This window comes from Paenibacillus sp. VTT E-133291 (assembly GCF_002264395.1).
Lineage (GTDB): Bacteria > Bacillota > Bacilli > Paenibacillales > Paenibacillaceae > Paenibacillus_AQ > Paenibacillus_AQ nitricinens.
Genome location: NZ_NFVA01000112.1, coordinates 1 through 17,529, shown reverse-complemented (window position 1 = coordinate 17,529; position 17,529 = coordinate 1). Strand labels below are relative to the sequence as shown.

Genomic DNA, 17,529 nt, shown 5'->3' with positions numbered 1-17,529 from the left:
TGCCACCGGTAACGTAAACGAGCCAGCGCTCTGATTCACTCCAAGGACGCCGTCAGGTCCTTTTTTTATTATTTTAAAAATGGTTGAGAAATACATAGTTAATATGGGGAACTTTACTTATAATATTATTTTAGCGTATTTTTCCAGTGCGCTATCAAAACCTTTATTTTATGCAACACTAGGCTGAAAGGAAGTTATCCCTTGTTTGAGACTTTGCTTTTGAATTTCTTTTTTTTATTGTTTCCAATTGTAATTTTTCTGATTTTCTTTGAGAATCGAGCTTTTGCTTATAATAGTAAGATTCTGGTTCTTCTGTCGGCAGTAACGATGTGTCTCTGTATAGCCAAACCTTTTAAACTCGATATGGGTTTTATTTTTGATTTGAGATATGTCCCGTTTATTATTGTGGCTCTTTTTGGTGGATACAAGAACGTTCTACCGCTGTATATCCTTTTAAATATCTATCGATTTTATGTGGGGGGAGAGGGTACGTTACAATCCTTTCTTTTCGCCACTTCAATCCTAATCCTGGTCCCTCTATATAGTAAAAGGTTCTTAAAACTAGATTCGAAAAGTCGCATCATCGCGGCAACAATAATTTCTTTTCTGACGATGGGATTTTACCTAATTACATTAGGTTTTACACAGGGGAGTTTAAATCGGGAATATTGGTTTCTCACCTTAAATGCCTTTACGACCCATGTCGGGGTGATGTGTATCAATATGATCTTAATAGAAAAGATTATTACTAATATTAAGAATCGCGACCGAATTATGCAATCTGAAAGATTAAATGTTGTGAGCGAGTTAGCGGCAAGTGTATCACATGAAATCAGAAACCCGCTTACAGTGACCAGCGGTTTTTTACAGCTGTTGAATAAATCGAAGACGATCACAAGGGAGGAGAAACAGTACGTAGAATTATCTCTATTAGAATTACAGAGGGCTGAAAAAATCGTGAGTGACTATCTCTCATTTGCTAAGCCGCAATCCGATAATATGGTCTATTCCAACATGCAGCCAGAGTCAGAATATACTAAGAATATCATCATGCCTTATGCCACTATGCACAAAGTAGAGGTCAAATTTAGTTTTAATAATTCGCTATTTAAAAATTATGATCGCAATCAAATACAGCAATGTCTTATTAATCTTTATAAAAACGGAATCGAAGCCATGAAGGAAAAGGACGGTGGTACGCTGTTCATCGATATTTCGGAAAAAAAACAAAATATTATTATCAGTATTCGCGATACTGGCATTGGAATGACAAAGGAAGAAATATCGCGTCTCGGTAAACCGTATTATTCGACCAAAGCTGAAGGGACGGGACTAGGGATGCTTATGGTCTATAGTACCATTGATAAAGTGAAAGGCATTGTTGAAGTCGATAGTGAAAAAGGGAAAGGCACAACGTTCCTTATCACCATCCCAACATAACGGCAAGTTGTAGAGAGTCTTGTTTGCTGTTTATCCCCCACTAGGAGTGTGTAATACCTTTCATGAATGGATTTCGTGTCATAAGGGCAACGACCCTGTGCGAAGTCCCATCTGGAGGTGCACCAATGGATATATTTGTAACTATAGGTGTTAAACTGATCATTAGCTTCTTTGGTTTGTGGATCATTACCTTTATTACTGGCCGCAAGACACTTAGCCAATTGACGCCACTCGATTTCCTGTCATCATTAATTTTAAGTGAGATTGTAGGGAATACGATATACGATGATGAGGTGAAGATCTGGCATCTGCTGTTTGCTCTTTTTATTTGGACTGCTTTATCTTATCTGTTTGAAAAGGTAACCACTCATTTTGTGGAATTCGGGAATATGGCGGAAGGTCGGACAGTGCTGCTAATCGACGATGGCAAAGTAAATCAGGATTTGATGGAGAAATACGATATTGAGTTTACCCAACTGCTGTTCATGCTGCGGCAACAAAATATTTTTTCTCTAAGTGAAGTAAAGTATGCTCTGCTCGAGACGAATGGTTCTCTGTCGGTTATGCGTAAGTCTGAAGATGAGCAGTCCTCTACTTTTTCCGTTACAGTTATTGATAAAGGTAGGGTACTGGAAGAGTCCATGCGTGGTAGACAGATGAACAAGATACAGATTCAGGAATGGATCAGGGAGCAAGGCTATAAATGTATTGAAGACATTGCTTATGCTGAATATAAGGAAGACGGGTCACTCTATATCATACCTAAAAATAAATTATAAACCTTGTTGATAAATTATCTAGTTGGTAACTTTAGGAGGATAAATTTTATGGGGATTTCTTTATGTAAAGCAGACGTAAGTGATGCGGAGTTTATTCATCAAATGCAAGTCAAAGCCTTTATGCCATTACTGGAGAAATATAAGGATTATGAAACCAGCCCTGCCAATGAGTCCGTAGAAAAAATGATTGATCGAATTAATCAGTCTTTTACAGATTATTATATGATTAAGAATTCTGATATTGCTGTGGGCGGTGTCCGAATCGTTAAAAAGGAAAATAATACTTACCGTGTCAGCCCCATATTTATTATGCCAGAATACCAGGGAATGGGGATCGCCCAGCAGGTTTTTGCAATCATTGAACAGAAATATAATGATGCAAAAAAATGGGAGCTGGATAGTATTGAACAAGAGCAGAGAAACTGCTATTTATATGAAAAGGTAGGATATAAACGAACAGAAGAAACAAAGCAAATAAACGATAAATTAACTTTAGTATTTTATGAGAAAGATATGGATTGAAATTTTGACAGCGGACAGTTCATGTCCACTGTCTTTTTAGATTAGATTAGATTAAAAGGATTAGATCCGAACACGCTTCACAAATAACGATAAAATCAATCCTATACCTGCAATCACTGCGATAAATATGTATGCATATGTAATTCCTGCGGTTAAAACTTCAGGCTGTGCAGCGGTTGGATGTGTGTTAGCGAATCGATTTTGTCCGCTAGACATTAGTGTAACAGCGAACGTTGTACCAAGAGCACCTGCGATTTGTTGAAGTGTATTCATGACAGCAGCACCGTCCGGATAGTATTTCACGGGTAATTGATTTAAGCCATTGGTTTGAGCGGGCATAAAGACCATTGCTAATCCGATAAACATAGCGCAGTGTATTAAAATAAAGGTCAGGCTACTGGTTTCAGTAGAGTTGCTTGTGAATAGAAAACCTGCAATGGTTACGATGGAGAATCCAAGCGGCAGCAATAGCTTCGGGCCGAATTTATCAAATATTCTCCCAGTCACTGGAGCCATAGCTCCGTTAATCACACTGCCTGGAAGGAGTAAAATTCCTGCAGCTGTGGCGGATAACAATAAACCTCCTTTTAAATATAAGGGTAATAAAATGGCAGAGGACAAAATGATCATCATTCCAAAGAAGACCATAATAAGACCTATTGTAAACATAGGATATTTAAACACTCTTAAATTTAGCATTGGCGTTTCCAATTTAAACTGTCGTAAAACAAACAGGATTAAGCTGATTACACCAACGATAAGAGGAAGATAGACAATGATTTCACTGATAGCATGGTCAGCGATGTTGCTAAATCCAAATACGATGCCACCAAATCCGAAAGTAGAAAGCAGGATGGATAAAATATCTATTTTAGGCTTAGAGATTTCGGCTACATTTTTGATAAATGTTAATCCGAATCCAAATGTAAATAATAATAAGGGTAAGCTTGTCCAAAAGATAAACTCCCAGCCCAAATGATCCACGATTAAACCAGATAAAGTTGGCCCGATGGCTGGTGCGCACATAATAACAAGTCCCATCATCCCCATGACAGTTCCACGTTTATGTGCAGGGAAAATTATTAGAATAATGTTCGTCATTAGGGGAAGCAATAAACCAGTTCCCAAGGCTTGCACTAAACGCGCAATTAATAAGGAGGTGAAATTGGGGGAGAGGGCAGCAATTAAAGTACCAACGATAGATAATAGCAAGGATGCTGTGAATAATTGTCTTGTGGTAAACCATTGCATTAATAGGGCGGATATCGGAACGAGGATACCTAATACAAGTAAATATCCTGTGGTTAGCCATTGAACCGTTGAGGCGTTGATTGAAAATTCATCCATTAAGTTGGTGAAAGCCATATTTAAGGCAGTTTCACTAAATAGCCCAACGAATGCTCCTAGCATAAGTGAGAAGGCCATTAGGGCGGGACGTTTAACTTGAACAGCTGCTGTTGATTCCATGATAAGGATAAACCTCTTTTCAGAAATAGATTCGAATTATTTTTATGCAAAAGATGATATGTCAACTATTGAGCAAGGAAGATGCATTTATGCCTCTCTTACATTATTCTGCACACGGGTTAACAAAGTTGTTAGCGTGGAGTAATCTGCAGGTGATAATCCTGCCGCTATAATTTCGTTTAATTTGATCGTCACCTCATTGATTGTAGTCTCTAATTTCCTGCCTTCGTCTGTGACAAAAACATTTACCGACCGACGATCTTGCGTCCTTGTTACTTTATGTATATATCCCTTGTTCTCTAAGCTAGCGATCATTCGGGCAACACTGGCTTTATCCTTCCCAAGTTGATTAGCAATCTCATTCTGAGATAGACCTTCTTTCTCAAGCAACAACGCCATTAGTAAATGTTGTTCAGGCGCAAGCCGAACGGGTGCAAGCAATTTTGTTAAATAATTGGCTATTTCTAAGTGTAAATCTCGAATAACTAAACCTAATCGGTCTTTGGAATCCATGTGATCTCTCCTAATTGAAATATAGATGATATATCAACTTTCATGATCTGTTTATATTAACATAAAGTAACTAATGCATGTCAAGTTAAAGAGAAATCAAGTACATAGGGTTAAGAAAATTTAAAGTAGAATTATAGATTTTAGTACAAGCGTGAAGACCTCTTCCACAATATATTGTTTTTAATACATTGTAGGAGGGAAAATCATGAAGCAAAGAATATCTTCAATAAGAAGAGTCAAAAGTTCTTTGAGTAAAGGAATAAAAGCGAAACGTAGTCCCGTTACGAAAAGAGTAGGGCAGCCAAGGATTCATATAAGACAAGCTAACGCATTTGAGTTGCAAGTCTTTCGATTAGTCAACGAGGAACGGACAAGTAGAGGAATTGCTGCTTTAACTCTTAATTCTCGGCTTACTGATCTTGCAGTTTTGAAGTCAAGAGATATGAGGGATAATAATTATTTTAGCCATACCTCTCCAACTTATGGTACCCCCTCTCAAATGTTAGATCGATTTGGTGTAGCTTGGCGTGCTTATGGAGAAAATATTGCGGAAGGCCAAGCCACACCTGAAGCAGTAATGAGATCGTGGATGAATAGCCCTGGCCATAGAGCTAATATTTTGGATCCTCGCTTTACGGATATTGGGGTTGGTTATGTAGGAGGAACATCTGCTAGTCGATATCAACATTATTGGACACAGCTGTTTATACAGAAACCATAAGAGATTTCAGAAAAGCCACTCTATAATGAAATACGCCTCTGATTGTGTGTCTGACCATTGAGGTGAAGTTCATTTACGGAGTGGTTTGTTTTGTATTTTTGACCTGTTTTACAGAAACCTTTCTGGATGAATGTCGTCTAACAAGATATGGAATTTTGAGGAGGGGAACTATGCGTAAAAAATGGATGCTTATAGGCGTCTTTCTGCTTATGGTAATCACTCCATTGATTGATATCACAAAGGTACAAGCTGCAAAAGTATGGTTTGACGGAACTAGTAGCGCGGAGCAACTAAAGGCACTAGCTTCGATTAATAAAATCCGGCAACAAATGGGGTTGGATGAAGTAAAACTTGATCCTGCCCTCGTTAAGGCGGCGATTAATCATGCTCGCTACGCTAATGTTAATTTTACGATAAAGACTGAAGGCGATTTATCTATAGAAGTGAAAGGTCGTGAGTTCTTTACCCAACAAACGCCTAAAAAGAATGAAACGTTCGGATATGACGTAGAATACGATCCGATCGAACGTTCGGCGGACATTTGGACAGGTCTTTTATGAATATAAATAATCTATTTTTCCACATACTATATTGTAATTACAGATACTTTAATGACCCCAAGAGAAATTGGAGTAAGCTCGTTAGAACCCTTCAACATCATGAACTTCTCTTAGTGACTGGAGGGAAGGGCAGCTTTATGATTGAGCGAAAACGGCATTCGTTTAAAGCTGGTATGTTATTCTATATTTCTCCAGATGTTAAGCATTCAATAGAGATAGAGGCTGAAGATCCCTTATGCTTTCTGTCCGTTCATTTTAACTACGCGAAGGTGAGCATGAACGAGGAGAAATGGGGAATTAGTGGTGATGTGGATTCCCTCCATTTGCAAGGTGTATCCGAATTGAAGGATTATTATCAAGTGGAAGATATCTTCGGACAAATGATTCAGAGCTGGAATACGAAGCTGCCAGGATATGAATTTGTAGCGAAGACTTTGTTACAGCAGCTTATTATTGCAATTGCTCAAAATACACAAAAACAAAGTCAAAATTACTCCACTTCATTAAAAGTGGAAAAAATTATTAATTATATGCATCAAAAGATCAATGAGAAAGTTAGCTTGAGCGAATTATCTGAGTTGGTACAGCTTTCACCTGCTTATTTATCACGAGCATTCAAAGAGATTACAGGTTATTCGATCATTGAGTTTTTTAATAAAATGAAAATTGATAAAGCGAAAGAGCTGATTCTTGAAGGAGACATTAAAATCAAAGCGGTTGCGCAAACCCTTGGATTTACGGATGAATTTTATTTCAGCAGAATTTTCAAAAGAATGACAGGCATCAGCCCTTCGGAATTTCAGAGCAAAAATGTCCATGGAGTTTAGAATAATGCATGGTATAGAGCCAATCTGACTGTTAATATGAGGTTGTTATTGTTAGCAGAAAGAAGGCTTTTTTATGTCCATGTGGAAAAGGAATTTGATCGTTTGCTGGTTTGGTATGTTTGTAACGGGTGTAGGTATGAGCCAGATTGCGCCAGTATTGCCACTTTACATTAAGCATCTTGGCGTGGATAATGCCGATTCCATTGCTCAGTTTTCTGGTATTGCTTTTGGAATTACCTTTATCGTTTCAGCCATATTTTCACCCATTTGGGGGCTGGCGGCAGACAGGTTCGGACGGAAACCAATGCTTTTGCGGGCCAGTCTGGGGATGGCGATTGTGATCAGCTGTATGGGTTTTGCGCCTAATGTGTATGTATTAATTGCACTAAGATTATTACAGGGCACAATAACGGGTTATAGTACAGCTTGTACTACATTAATAGCAACTCAGACGGATAAGGAACATGCAGGATATGCTTTAGGAACTCTTTCAACAGCCAGTATTGCTGGAGCTTTGCTTGGCCCAACGATTGGTGGTTTCATTGCAGAGAGTCTGGGTTTACAAAGTTCATTTTTTGTTACGGGTGGACTGATGCTGGTTGCCTTCATTACAACGGCTTTGTTCGTGAAGGAATCTTTTCATCGTGAAGATAAAAAGACGCTAAGTATCAAGGAAGTCTGGAGCAGTGTTCCAGAGAAAAGCCTAACACTAACCTTGTTTGTGACCTTCTTTATTCTAACCGTAGCTTTATACTCTGTAGAACCGATCATTACGGTATATGTTACTCAGTTATCCAAGAGTGCTAGTCATGTGGCTCTGCTTGCTGGAATGACATTCTCTGCTTCAGGGTTGGCTAATATCATTGCTGCTCCACGACTTGGAAAGCTGTCTGACAGGATAGGGGCTCAAAAAGTCATATTAGTTGCGCTTATTGCGGCAGGACTTCTATTCATCCCACAAGCGTTTGTTCAGAATCCTTGGCAGTTAATGGGCCTTCGTTTTCTGCTAGGATTAGCTGCAGGAGGATTAATCCCTTCTGTGAATATTCTCGTTAAGAAAATCACACCGGACGCTCTTACAGGCAGAGTATTTGGCTTTAACATGTCGGCAGGTTATCTTGGCACCTTTGCAGGTTCGGTTCTAGGTGGGCAAGTGGCAGCCTGGTTTGGGATCCGGGATGTGTTTTTTGTGACGAGTGTTTTGCTATTGATCAATGCAGGTTGGGTGTATTTTAAAGTGTACAAAAAACTAAACTTAAATGGGAGAGAAGATCATGGAAGACTTGAAGAGATCAGAAACTGAAAGTATCGAAGCAAAGAAAACGGCACTGGTTGTAATCGACTTGCAGAATGGAATTATTCACAGTCCTAATAAGGCTCCGCACACAAGTACGCAGGTGGTTCAAAATGGGAGCAGCTTAGTTCAAGCTTTTACTGAAAAGGGTGCATTTGTAGTTCTTGTACGAGTATCCTCGTTAGATGGTCAAGATATGTTAAGACCTCATACAGATTTGAATATGAATGCAGCGTCCTTTCCAGAAGGCTGGGATACCTTAGTGCCTGAATTAGCTGGCTTCAAAAACGCATATGTGATTACTAAACGTCAATGGGGTGCCTTTTTCGGAACGGATCTTGATTTGCAGTTACGGCGCCGTGGGATAGATACGATTGTATTGTGTGGTGTGTCCACATCCATCGGCGTAGATACGACAGCTAGAGAAGCTTATCAGCTTGGATACAATCAAGTTTTTGTGGAAGATGCAATGACTGCTTCTACGAAAGAAGAGCATGACTATGTGTGTAAAACCATTTTCCCTAGGATCGGCAAGATTCGGTCGAGTGGGGAAGTAATATCCCTGTTAAAATAGGTTGAAAAGCCCTCATGCTCTCTGTAATCCCAGAGATGGTCATGAGGGCTTTTGTTTGAAATCACGTACTTACATGAAGATCAGGAGTAGTATCCCAGCCAAGAAGCAGTAATAAGAGAAGTACTTCAAATTACCTTTAGCCATAATCCCCATAAACCAGCGCATAGAAAAATACGTGACGATTAGTGTAGTGATAAATGCAATGAAGTATGGAATTGCTAGTTGCGCCCGGTTTGGGTCATGGGCAATATCAGATGCACCCATAACAAGTCCGCCCAGACTGATCGGTATATACAGCATAAAAGAAAAGCGTAAAGCAGTTTCTTGCTTCATCCCCATAGCGATGGAAGAGATGACCGTTGCGCCTGAGCGACTTATCCCAGGAATAAGAGCTACAGCTTGGGCAAGTCCGACTATGACTGCATCCTTCGTTTTCAAGTCCCCATCTTGTTTACGGCCGCGAAGATTACGAATTAACCATAAAGCAACCCCGGTTGCCAGCAAGGCGATGGACACGGTGTGTACAGACGAGAAAATCTCCTCGATTTGGTCCTTAAAGAACAAGGCTAAGATAACTGCAGGCATGGTGCCAATGATAATGTACAAAGAGAACATAAAATCTGACTTATATTCCTCTTTGCGGGTCAGAATAAATTGAATGAATCCAGTGATCAATCTTCCGATATCTTTGCGGAAAATAAAGCAAATCGCAATTAGAGAAGCCGTATTTGTTAGGATTTCAAATGATAGCCCATTCTGTTTTAAGCCTAGCAATTTCTGCGCGATGATCAAATGACCGCTAGAGGATACGGGGATTGGCTCAGTTGCCCCCTGAACAAATCCTAGTAACAAGTATTTAAGCCACAGTATAATATCTTCCATTTTTCCTCCCAGTATTTTTATAATCTTTTTAATCATAGCGCATTCAATGAAGAAATGACAATAGAACCATCGTGCCATATCGAAGTTCATCCCTTTAAATGAGGACTTGACTGAACCAGTTATAATATTCTTGAATGGCTTGTTCACTAACCGAGCCTATCGCGAAAGTAAACTAAATGAGGTGGAACTATTTGTAGTTCATTAATTAAAATTCATCGGCAGGACATTCCGAAAGCCGCCAGCGTTCTGGCAGAAGCCTTCGCAAAGAATGATCCACTATATCAGCATATTTTGCCTGATGAAACAACAAGACTCCGCGTATTAAACATTTTTTTTCATCGTTATATTGAGATGTTATATCCTTATTCGGATGTTCTAACGACGTCAACTAATTATGAAGCTGTTGCCTTGGTGTTCCATTCGGAGCGTCAGAGCGGGACATTGATTTCGAACGTCAACTATATGAAACAAATTGGACTTGCGATTCTCAAATGTTTACCGATTTGCCGAATCATTGGTGTGCGAGGATTTATTCGAGGACTAACTACTCTGCGTAGTATGAGTTCCTTATGGTTATCGATGTTTGGAGATCAGAAGTATATGCATTTGGATATGCTTGTTGTGCAAGAACGTTATCGTGGGCAAGGATATGTATCAAAGATTATGATGGCGCTGCTCGCCGAATGCCGTAAGAAGAATGCATTATGTACATTAGAGACACAGACGCCAAGCAATCTTCCCATCTATGAGCATTATCAGTTCCGCACGGTTAAGGTCATCCCCTTGCCCAACAGTACACTAGAGCAATATTGTATGGTATGTACTCCAGATTCTGCGGAGTAGAAATGCGTGGATAGAATCTATGATTTTGTTTAACAAAAAATAGCATAACTTTCGAAGGATTGATATAATAGAAACATATATTCGCGTACTTTAGAACCCTATACGGATGTATACGGGTTTTATTTTTATTTGGTGAGGGTGAGGTTAACAGAAAGATGAATTGGTCGGATTTTGGTGAACGAAACAAACGATTGAATCCCCTATGGAACTTGGGGGCTGGCATGAACCTTGGTGAAATCCAACCGTACAAAGAGATGGTGTCTTTAAGCATCTTGTTACAAGTCTATTATTTGGAGCTAGAATCCAATGAGAGAAGATCCAAGGAAGATATTATAGCCCTGGCTTGGACTGCGTTGCAACGCTTTAATATCGCGAATCTCGGGACTACCGAATCCGTAGAACGTTTAGTGGACGGCCTGCTCTGGAGCGGAAATGGTGGGGATTTCGAATCCTATTATTATGATGATGCGGCTCGGCAAATGGCTGTGCAGAAATATAAGTATTTCATGGTGGATGAGGATGCGACCCGCAGCAGCTGGGAAGAGAGCGGCAGAACAATCTATCGTCTCTCCGAGTATGCCATGGAGCTCATTTTTATGAGTCATGAGATTATTGAAGAGTTCCAGATCAGCATCAAGCTGCTGGAAATTCAGATGCATATTAAGCATGGTCGTGTGATACGGGCGCTACAGGATGTGAATGAACTTATTTCCCGGGTCCGGAAAATGACCCATGAGCAGCAGGAATACCGGAATGCATTGCGCCGTAATCCGAAGCATATTTTTAGTGAATTCGGAGTGGCTCGGCATCAGCGACTCGAAGAGATTCATCAGCAGTTCGATGAAGAACGTAAGCATTTTGATAATATTCATCGTTCACTGGCCCGGCTAGCCAATGACGAGAAAGATGTGATCGACTTCAATGAGATTCGTATTCTTTCTGAACGGGTCGAACTTTCTAGGCGTGTGCACGATGAACTGGCTGAGGTAGTTCTGAATATTTTTGAGGTAGAGACCAATTTAAGATTGAACTTCCCTGAATTATTCTGGGGAGCTTCCGGCTTTAACTTCCGTACTCATGTATGGGAGGAATGGGTGAAAGATGAAGGCCTGCCAAGCGGCGATAGTCTTGAATTGCTGCTCAGCGGACTGTTCGCTCCGAATCAGGATTTCGTCTATCCGCTTCCCTGGGCTTGGGAGGAACAAGAGGTTGGTTTTATTCCAGATGTAGTGATGGATGAACTTGAAGATGAGTTGGAGGCTGAGGCAGTTCAATATATTCCTAAAGGGATTCCGTGGACGGAAGTCGTTGCATTGTGGAAGCCTGTGTTCAATGCGCTAGCTCAGCAAGGGAGCTTTACATTCACTGCGGATGCTTTTACCGCAGAGGAATTAACTAGATGGGCACGTACACCAGATGCTGTCGATCTATGGGTGCAGTTTTTTCATTCAGAGATTGTTGTACAGGAACAGGCCCCGGAGAACAGCAATGGATCCGATGAATGCCAGTTACTAATCCGGCATGTACTTGCGGATGATCCTCAACTGGAGGACTTGCGCGGCAAGCTGCTGCGGACGAGCATTGCGCCAGAGCCAACCCCATGGGTACGCTGGTCTGGTCTGGATATGAGTCCTTTTATTATTACGATCGTGGAGAGGTGAGAAGTTACTAGCATGAGTTATACATTAGAACAGGTACAGCAAGCATCACGGCTATTTTTTGAATTACTTCGTAAAAAAGTAATCCCTCTCGATGATCCGGCGGCGGCAGAATGCCTTCAGGATGCAGGAACCTATGATGCACTACAATATGTTGCTAAGGAAGCAGGCTGCCGAGTGATGAATTCCGGGCACCGTCTCCATTTGCTGGTCAATCCACTCGGGTCAGTGTTCGCTACCAACTTCACCCAGTTGAAGAACAAATATTCACGAATTGAGCGCAAAACTCATTTACATATCATTAATATCATTATCCTTGTTTTTCTGGCTGAGATGGACCAGGACGAAACTCACTTTAAGTCTGGGCAAGACAGTATGTCCTACATACAGATATCTGATCAGGTGTCCTCTCTCTTTCAAGCGTGGATGCAGATGGATGCTGAAGGTCGGTTTAGCCAGCAGTGGCAATTGGATATCCAAGCGATGTCTAAAGTGTGGACCAACCTTTATATGCAAACTAAGAGTCAGGAAGAAAGTGATCTTCTGACAAGAGGGGCAGGCTCACGTATTGGGCTGATCCATGAAGGCATGAAACTCCTGGAAGAGGAGAAGCTTGTGTTCATTTCGGAGTCAGAGAAGCGGATATTCCCGCGGGAAGAGCTTTACGAAAGAATGCGGTATTTATATCATGATGTCGACCGGTATCAGGAATTAAAGAAACTCATCGGACGAACTTTAGCTGAGAAAGACGGTGCTACTTATGCCGCGGATTGAACGCATACGGATAACAGGGCTTAAATACGAGAAGATGCTCAAGAAGTATGATGATATGATTCTGGACCTCTGTAACGAAGAGGGACCATCCAACACGCTGATTACTCTTATGAATGGTGGCGGGAAAGGCGTCCTGCTGCAATCCATATTTCAGTTATTAATGCCCAAAACACCATGGGGAAAAGACAGTGAGAACCAGGTGGAAGCATTTTTTCATAACCATAAAAAACAACTTAAACCCTATACCTTTCACGTAGCGATCGAATGGCGTCTCGACAACACTGAGCGTAATGTGTATATGACGACGGGTATAGCTATGACCGCACATAACTCGCTGGATCAGCAGGATATTAAAGTGGATTACCTGCTGTATGCACTTACTGATTACGGCGAAACGTCTGAACTTACCCTTTCGACGCTGCCGCTTTTTGATGAAGAGACTGCTGAACCTACGAGTTTTGAAACGATCCAGCAATTTGTGCGAGATCGACGGGGGGAGATTGTACCTTTCGGTAGCCATAGCTCGGATTTAAAAAGATATTATGATTTCCTGGCTACCCGGGATATCCATATCGCTGAGTGGCGCAATATGCGGCGAATCAATGGGGAAGAGGGCGGTATCAAAGGTTATTTCAAAAAGAATGATGCCTTTACCAACCATAACTTATTCGAAAAGCTAATTATTCCTGAGATCGGCTCCAGTCTGAATGAGTCACCGCGAGAAGAAGACAATACGCTGCAACGGATGTTTATCGATACGGCGACAGTAGCTCAGCGCCTACCGATGCTTGAACAGCGGGAACAAGTCTACACAGAGTTTCTTGGAATGACAGCACCTTTATACGAGCTGGTGAAGCTAGGAGTAGAGGCAGAGAGCACTGTTCAAGAAACGGAACTACGTGGACGTCAGATCTATACGGTTATCCATGAAGAGTTGAGGAATGCGGAGGAAGAGCGAAGTAAGGTTGCTAATGAACTGGCTGGGCGTTATCAGGAATCGAAGCAATTGCGATTTGAGACGGACAATCTCAAGTATTTACGCAGCAAGGAAGAAATGGAACTGAAACAGGAAGAGTTTAACAAGCTCAGTGATCATCAGAGACGGGCACGTGGACGACTGGACGATTCCAAGGTTCAGGAGAAGAAGCTAGAAGTGGCTCATTTCTTGGCTAAACGTATGCTCCATACACGACAAATTGAGCAGTGGCAGAAAGAGATTCAAGCGATTGAAGGTTCTCTGGAGATGAAAGAACGTCAAGAGGTCATTCAGGCTGCCAAGGAAAAGCTTCGGAAACAATGGGATGTGGTATTCATCCTCTGGGAACAAACGATCAGAGGGTTTGGAACCGCGGAGCGAGCTCTGTCGACTGAAGAAAAAGGACTGCGTAAGGAGCGGGAGAGCTTCTTGCTGGAGTTAGCAGGCCTCGATATCCAGATTAATGAATTGACGTTATCTATTCGGCAATATTCAGAAGAGCTCGGAGCATTCGCAGCCCAGCATGGTCAGGAAGCTGCCCATGCTTCGGTAGCGGCGCTTCAACGTACAATTTCAGCTGCCAAAACGATACTTCTGGATATGGAAGCATTAGAGGAACAGCAAAAAGAGGCTGAGAATCAAAAGCTGACATTGCATAAGAATCATGCCGAGCTTAGCGAGAAATATCGCTCTTATGAACGTGAGGCAGACGAGCTTGGGGCACTGCTTGATACACAGACCTATAAGGAATCACAGTTATGGTCACAGATTGTTGTGCTGCTGGAAATGTTTGATGAACATAATCGTTTGGGAGCTACTGGCCTTTTTGAAGAAAAGGATGCTATTCAACTACGATTTATCCGAAAAATGGATGAAGTGGAGCAGCAAACGAAACGTTCCAGACGGGATTACTACAATCAGCTCATGGACGTGGAGCTTCAGAATCAATCCTACTGGCTGCCGAATTCAGATATTCTGGCGGTCAAGGATACACTTGATTCGCTTAAGATTCAATCCACACCGGGCAGTTCCTATTTAAATGATCGCCCATACCTTGAACGTGAGGAAGAGCTGGAGCGCCATCCACTCCTTCCTTATAGCCTCATTGTAACTCGTCGCGAAGCTGATAAAATCAAGCCGGATCTGCTAAAGGATACACTGTTGAAATCAGCGGTGCCGATTTTTATTCGTGAAGAGATGGCAGCTTCAGATCAAGTATCATTTAACCTTTTTGCGAACCAAGGGCCACAAATGGTACTGGAACCAGACCGTTTCTTTAACTTTAAGAGCGGTATTCAAGCGAAGCTTAAGGAGCAAGAACAAGTGCTTCAGGACGCGGAGGCTTATTTATCGAAGCTGAAATCTGTGCGTCAGGAATATGAGCGGTTATATCAAACAGAGAACACTGTGACGATTACAGCCAAACGAAATACCCTTATGAAATTGCAAAGTGAGCTTCAGCAGAGCCTTATCAATCTGGACAATGAGATAGATGAGAACGAGGGTACACTTGCTCGGATCGGTCGGGAACTTATCGAGAATAAAGCGCTTAGTGCAGAGCATGAGCAGAGAGCAGCAGCATTGCAAGGTTGGATTGAACGTTCGAAGAAACATGAACAGGATCAAAAGGAGAAGAAAAAGTATACAGATCGTAAGAGTTTAGTGAGCAAAGAGCTTGCGAGTAAGGACAAGCAACTCGAGCATCTTGAAGCGCAAATGGTAAGCCTTGGCGGAGAACGTGAGAAATGGACGGGAGATGCCAAATATGCTCTATTTCCTAGACTGCAGCATTGGTTTCCTGAGATTGTATTTCCGACATATCACCAGCTTTCAGATGATGTGGAAGTCACATCAATTGATCCCGTAGAACAGAATCTTCTGTTGCAGCAGCTTAGTACTGTTGAAAGCCTGCAGCAATCACTGACGGAGAATGAGCTTGAAATTCGAACAAGAGCCGCCCAGATCAAAGCGGCAAGCGAGAATCTAACCGAGCTTGAAGCCAGCTTGAATCAAGTGGATGAGCATTGGCGGAAGGTGACAGAACCTGCAGAATCTACCGAATCCATTATGGCTGCAAGAAACCGTCAAAAGTCGGAAACTGCTTCACTGGAAGAAGACTATCAGATGATTCACGACTCTTTCATCCGCTGCCAGACCGAATTGGAGAATTTGCAGAAGGAATTGCGTAAGGTAGAGAAAGGAATCAAAGAGAAACATGAGCGTGCCGTGGAAATTTGGAATGAGCTACTCGAGCAAAAAGAGGCGGACATTCAGGAACGTATCCAAGAGAATGAGCTTATGCTTAACCAGTGTAAACGATCTTTGGATCGAATGGATGCGCTCATTCAGACGTTATCCAATCAAATCAAGATCATGAATGCACATATTGAGGATCGGGTTAATCTACGGACTGTGCCAGAAGATTTAATGCTGAGCGTTAGAGAAAGCTGCGAGTCTCTTGTTGCTGACTGGCTTCTTCGCATTAAGGATAGCCGCGTTAGACGGGACGAGGTCTCCAGAAAGGTGAAGGAAGAGAAAAATTCATTAACCGGAAAACTCGCTAAGAATGAACGGAATTCTGAACTGGAGACCAAGATTCTAGATCGTCTAAATACGGTTCATTGGGATAACTTCGCGATTGCTCAGCAAGTCCTAGATTCGATGTTACGTAGTTCACGTGATCAGATTGAGAGTATCCAAAGCGATAAGGAAGAGATGGGTCTGTCCCGCAAAATGTGGGTAGCCCGGGCTTCTTATCGTGTAGTACAAATCATTGATATTATGAAACGAATGGAACGTCGGATGATTATTCATAATGAGAATAATTATGCCTTCCCGCTGGTACGCCTGAATTATAAAAATATCAATGTACCGAGAACAAGCGATGAGGTAGAGCCGATGGTGAGCGACTATTTCAATCGGTGTATCCATGAATTGCTTTCGAAATATCCGAAGATTGAACAAGTACCAACACTTATAATCAAAGAGGTTATCAATGACGGACGAATCGTCTATGCGGCGCTTCAGAATCGCTTTCCGATTCTTCAGGTATATAAACCGGTAACGGAAAATTACTTCCTCTACGCCGCTCCGGAAGACTACCATTATTCCGACTGGGAAATCATCAATCGGGGTGCGCTGGATGAGGCTGTCGGCAGTGGCGGACAGCGCCAATCGGTACAACTGTTGGTAGCAATGATGATCATGACACATAAACGTGTAAATCGTGAGAACAAAGGGTGGACGGTCTTTTTATATGACAATCCATTTGGAGAAATGGTTTCAAATAACGTGCTTGATCCTGTATTTGAAATTTCTAAGGCGCTCAAATTTCAGTGGTTGATTGTTACGCCACCGGAGCTAGTGAAGAATGACGTCAGCGTTCGCTTTGGTGTGTATTGGCAGCTCTATTTCGGGGGTGTCAAAGGGGACATGTTAGAATCCACCCTAGTCAAGGGAGGAAGAAAGCTCATTCCTGTTTCGCTTTTTTGATCAGCAGCGTTTACCAGCGTCCATAATGAAAGAAGCTCTAGTAGCATAATGCTGGAGCTTCTTTTTCGTTATACATTATCCTTATCTTTCTCGCTTATAACGTTTACCGACCTTAAAGGACGCCGAAGGCGTATAAGCTTACTATAATAGAATTAATAAAATTTCGAGACTGCGGAGAAATGTATGCGAAAAATCGAATACAATGTG

At 41.7% G+C, this 17,529-nt stretch carries 15 protein-coding genes; 12 read left to right on the top strand and 3 right to left on the bottom strand.

Going from position 1 to position 17,529, the window contains the following annotated elements; translation table 11 throughout:
* Positions 1–201: 201 nt before the first annotated feature.
* The 3 genes from CA598_RS28105 (at position 202) to CA598_RS28095 (ending at position 2,741) form a co-directional block, all read left to right on the top strand.
* Entirely contained in the window at positions 202–1,440 is a 1,239-nt protein-coding gene (locus CA598_RS28105) for an ATP-binding protein (protein ID WP_094874496.1), read from the top strand.
* Positions 1,441–1,565: 125 nt separating this feature from the next.
* A complete protein-coding gene (locus CA598_RS28100; RefSeq protein ID WP_094878613.1) occupies positions 1,566–2,219 on the top strand; it encodes a DUF421 domain-containing protein in 654 nt (217 codons plus the stop codon).
* A gap of 48 nt (positions 2,220–2,267) precedes the next feature.
* Complete coding sequence (locus CA598_RS28095) at positions 2,268–2,741, top strand: GNAT family N-acetyltransferase (protein WP_094878612.1); 474 nt, start codon at positions 2,268–2,270, stop codon at positions 2,739–2,741.
* A 60-nt stretch (positions 2,742–2,801) separates the two neighbouring features.
* Here the strand turns inward: CA598_RS28095 and CA598_RS28090 are convergent, their stop codons facing one another.
* Positions 2,802–4,208 carry an MDR family MFS transporter gene (locus CA598_RS28090; protein ID WP_094878611.1) on the bottom strand — a complete coding sequence of 469 codons (1,407 nt, stop codon included), beginning with the start codon at positions 4,206–4,208 and terminating at the stop codon, positions 2,802–2,804.
* Positions 4,209–4,295: 87 nt separating this feature from the next.
* Positions 4,296–4,721 (bottom strand): MarR family winged helix-turn-helix transcriptional regulator, encoded by a 426-nt coding sequence (locus tag CA598_RS28085; protein ID WP_094878610.1) that lies wholly within the window; start codon positions 4,719–4,721, stop codon positions 4,296–4,298.
* 205 nt (positions 4,722–4,926) lie between these two features.
* On the opposite strand from CA598_RS28085, the gene CA598_RS28080 reads away from it, so the two are divergent.
* From CA598_RS28080 to CA598_RS28060, 5 genes are all read left to right on the top strand, one after another.
* A complete protein-coding gene (locus tag CA598_RS28080; RefSeq protein ID WP_094878609.1) occupies positions 4,927–5,442 on the top strand; it encodes a CAP domain-containing protein in 516 nt (171 codons plus the stop codon).
* A 170-nt stretch (positions 5,443–5,612) separates the two neighbouring features.
* Positions 5,613–6,002, top strand: coding sequence for a CAP domain-containing protein (locus CA598_RS28075; RefSeq protein ID WP_094874502.1), 390 nt, complete (start codon positions 5,613–5,615; stop codon positions 6,000–6,002).
* Positions 5,999–6,829 carry an AraC family transcriptional regulator gene (locus CA598_RS28070; RefSeq protein ID WP_094878608.1) on the top strand — a complete coding sequence of 277 codons (831 nt, stop codon included), beginning with the start codon at positions 5,999–6,001 and terminating at the stop codon, positions 6,827–6,829. The genes CA598_RS28075 and CA598_RS28070 overlap by 4 nt, the downstream gene beginning before the upstream one ends.
* A gap of 73 nt (positions 6,830–6,902) precedes the next feature.
* Complete coding sequence (locus CA598_RS28065) at positions 6,903–8,132, top strand: multidrug efflux MFS transporter (protein ID WP_094878607.1); 1,230 nt, start codon at positions 6,903–6,905, stop codon at positions 8,130–8,132.
* The gene (locus CA598_RS28060; RefSeq protein WP_094878606.1) at positions 8,104–8,697 is read left to right on the top strand and encodes a hydrolase; all 594 of its coding nucleotides are present in this window, start codon (positions 8,104–8,106) and stop codon (positions 8,695–8,697) included. Before CA598_RS28065 ends, CA598_RS28060 begins: the two co-directional genes overlap by 29 nt.
* A 69-nt stretch (positions 8,698–8,766) precedes the next feature.
* Here the strand turns inward: CA598_RS28060 and CA598_RS28055 are convergent, their stop codons facing one another.
* The gene (locus tag CA598_RS28055; protein WP_094878605.1) at positions 8,767–9,579 is read right to left on the bottom strand and encodes an undecaprenyl-diphosphate phosphatase; all 813 of its coding nucleotides are present in this window, start codon (positions 9,577–9,579) and stop codon (positions 8,767–8,769) included.
* Between the two features lie 291 nt (positions 9,580–9,870).
* Between CA598_RS28055 and CA598_RS28050 the strand changes: the two genes are divergently transcribed.
* The 4 genes from CA598_RS28050 (at position 9,871) to CA598_RS28035 (ending at position 17,322) form a co-directional block, all read left to right on the top strand.
* Positions 9,871–10,422: a GNAT family N-acetyltransferase gene (locus CA598_RS28050; protein ID WP_256990682.1), complete on the top strand. Its 552-nt coding sequence runs from the start codon at positions 9,871–9,873 to the stop codon at positions 10,420–10,422.
* 155 nt (positions 10,423–10,577) lie between these two features.
* Positions 10,578–12,083 carry a hypothetical protein gene (locus tag CA598_RS28045; protein WP_143812464.1) on the top strand — a complete coding sequence of 502 codons (1,506 nt, stop codon included), beginning with the start codon at positions 10,578–10,580 and terminating at the stop codon, positions 12,081–12,083.
* Between the two features lie 12 nt (positions 12,084–12,095).
* Positions 12,096–12,854, top strand: a complete 759-nt coding sequence (locus CA598_RS28040; protein WP_094874508.1) for a DUF6063 family protein — start codon at positions 12,096–12,098, stop codon at positions 12,852–12,854.
* A complete protein-coding gene (locus tag CA598_RS28035; RefSeq protein ID WP_094878603.1) occupies positions 12,841–17,322 on the top strand; it encodes a coiled-coil domain-containing protein in 4,482 nt (1,493 codons plus the stop codon). Before CA598_RS28040 ends, CA598_RS28035 begins: the two co-directional genes overlap by 14 nt.
* The last annotated feature ends 207 nt before the right edge of the window (positions 17,323–17,529 follow it).

Bases quoted from the DNA above. Each gene is read 5' to 3' on its own strand.
- CA598_RS28060 (WP_094878606.1), top strand. From the start codon at position 8,104: ATGGAAGACTTGAAGAGATCAGAAACTGAAAGTATCGAAGCAAAGAAA.
- CA598_RS28100 (WP_094878613.1), top strand. From the start codon at position 1,566: ATGGATATATTTGTAACTATAGGTGTTAAACTGATCATTAGCTTCTTT.
- CA598_RS28075 (WP_094874502.1), top strand. From the start codon at position 5,613: ATGCGTAAAAAATGGATGCTTATAGGCGTCTTTCTGCTTATGGTAATC.
- CA598_RS28040 (WP_094874508.1), top strand. From the start codon at position 12,096: ATGAGTTATACATTAGAACAGGTACAGCAAGCATCACGGCTATTTTTT.
- CA598_RS28045 (WP_143812464.1), top strand. From the start codon at position 10,578: ATGAATTGGTCGGATTTTGGTGAACGAAACAAACGATTGAATCCCCTA.
- CA598_RS28080 (WP_094878609.1), top strand. From the start codon at position 4,927: ATGAAGCAAAGAATATCTTCAATAAGAAGAGTCAAAAGTTCTTTGAGT.
- CA598_RS28035 (WP_094878603.1), top strand. From the start codon at position 12,841: ATGCCGCGGATTGAACGCATACGGATAACAGGGCTTAAATACGAGAAG.
- CA598_RS28085 (WP_094878610.1), bottom strand. From the start codon at position 4,721: ATGGATTCCAAAGACCGATTAGGTTTAGTTATTCGAGATTTACACTTA.
- CA598_RS28090 (WP_094878611.1), bottom strand. From the start codon at position 4,208: ATGGAATCAACAGCAGCTGTTCAAGTTAAACGTCCCGCCCTAATGGCC.
- CA598_RS28055 (WP_094878605.1), bottom strand. From the start codon at position 9,579: ATGGAAGATATTATACTGTGGCTTAAATACTTGTTACTAGGATTTGTT.
- CA598_RS28065 (WP_094878607.1), top strand. From the start codon at position 6,903: ATGTCCATGTGGAAAAGGAATTTGATCGTTTGCTGGTTTGGTATGTTT.
- CA598_RS28070 (WP_094878608.1), top strand. From the start codon at position 5,999: ATGAATATAAATAATCTATTTTTCCACATACTATATTGTAATTACAGA.
- CA598_RS28095 (WP_094878612.1), top strand. From the start codon at position 2,268: ATGGGGATTTCTTTATGTAAAGCAGACGTAAGTGATGCGGAGTTTATT.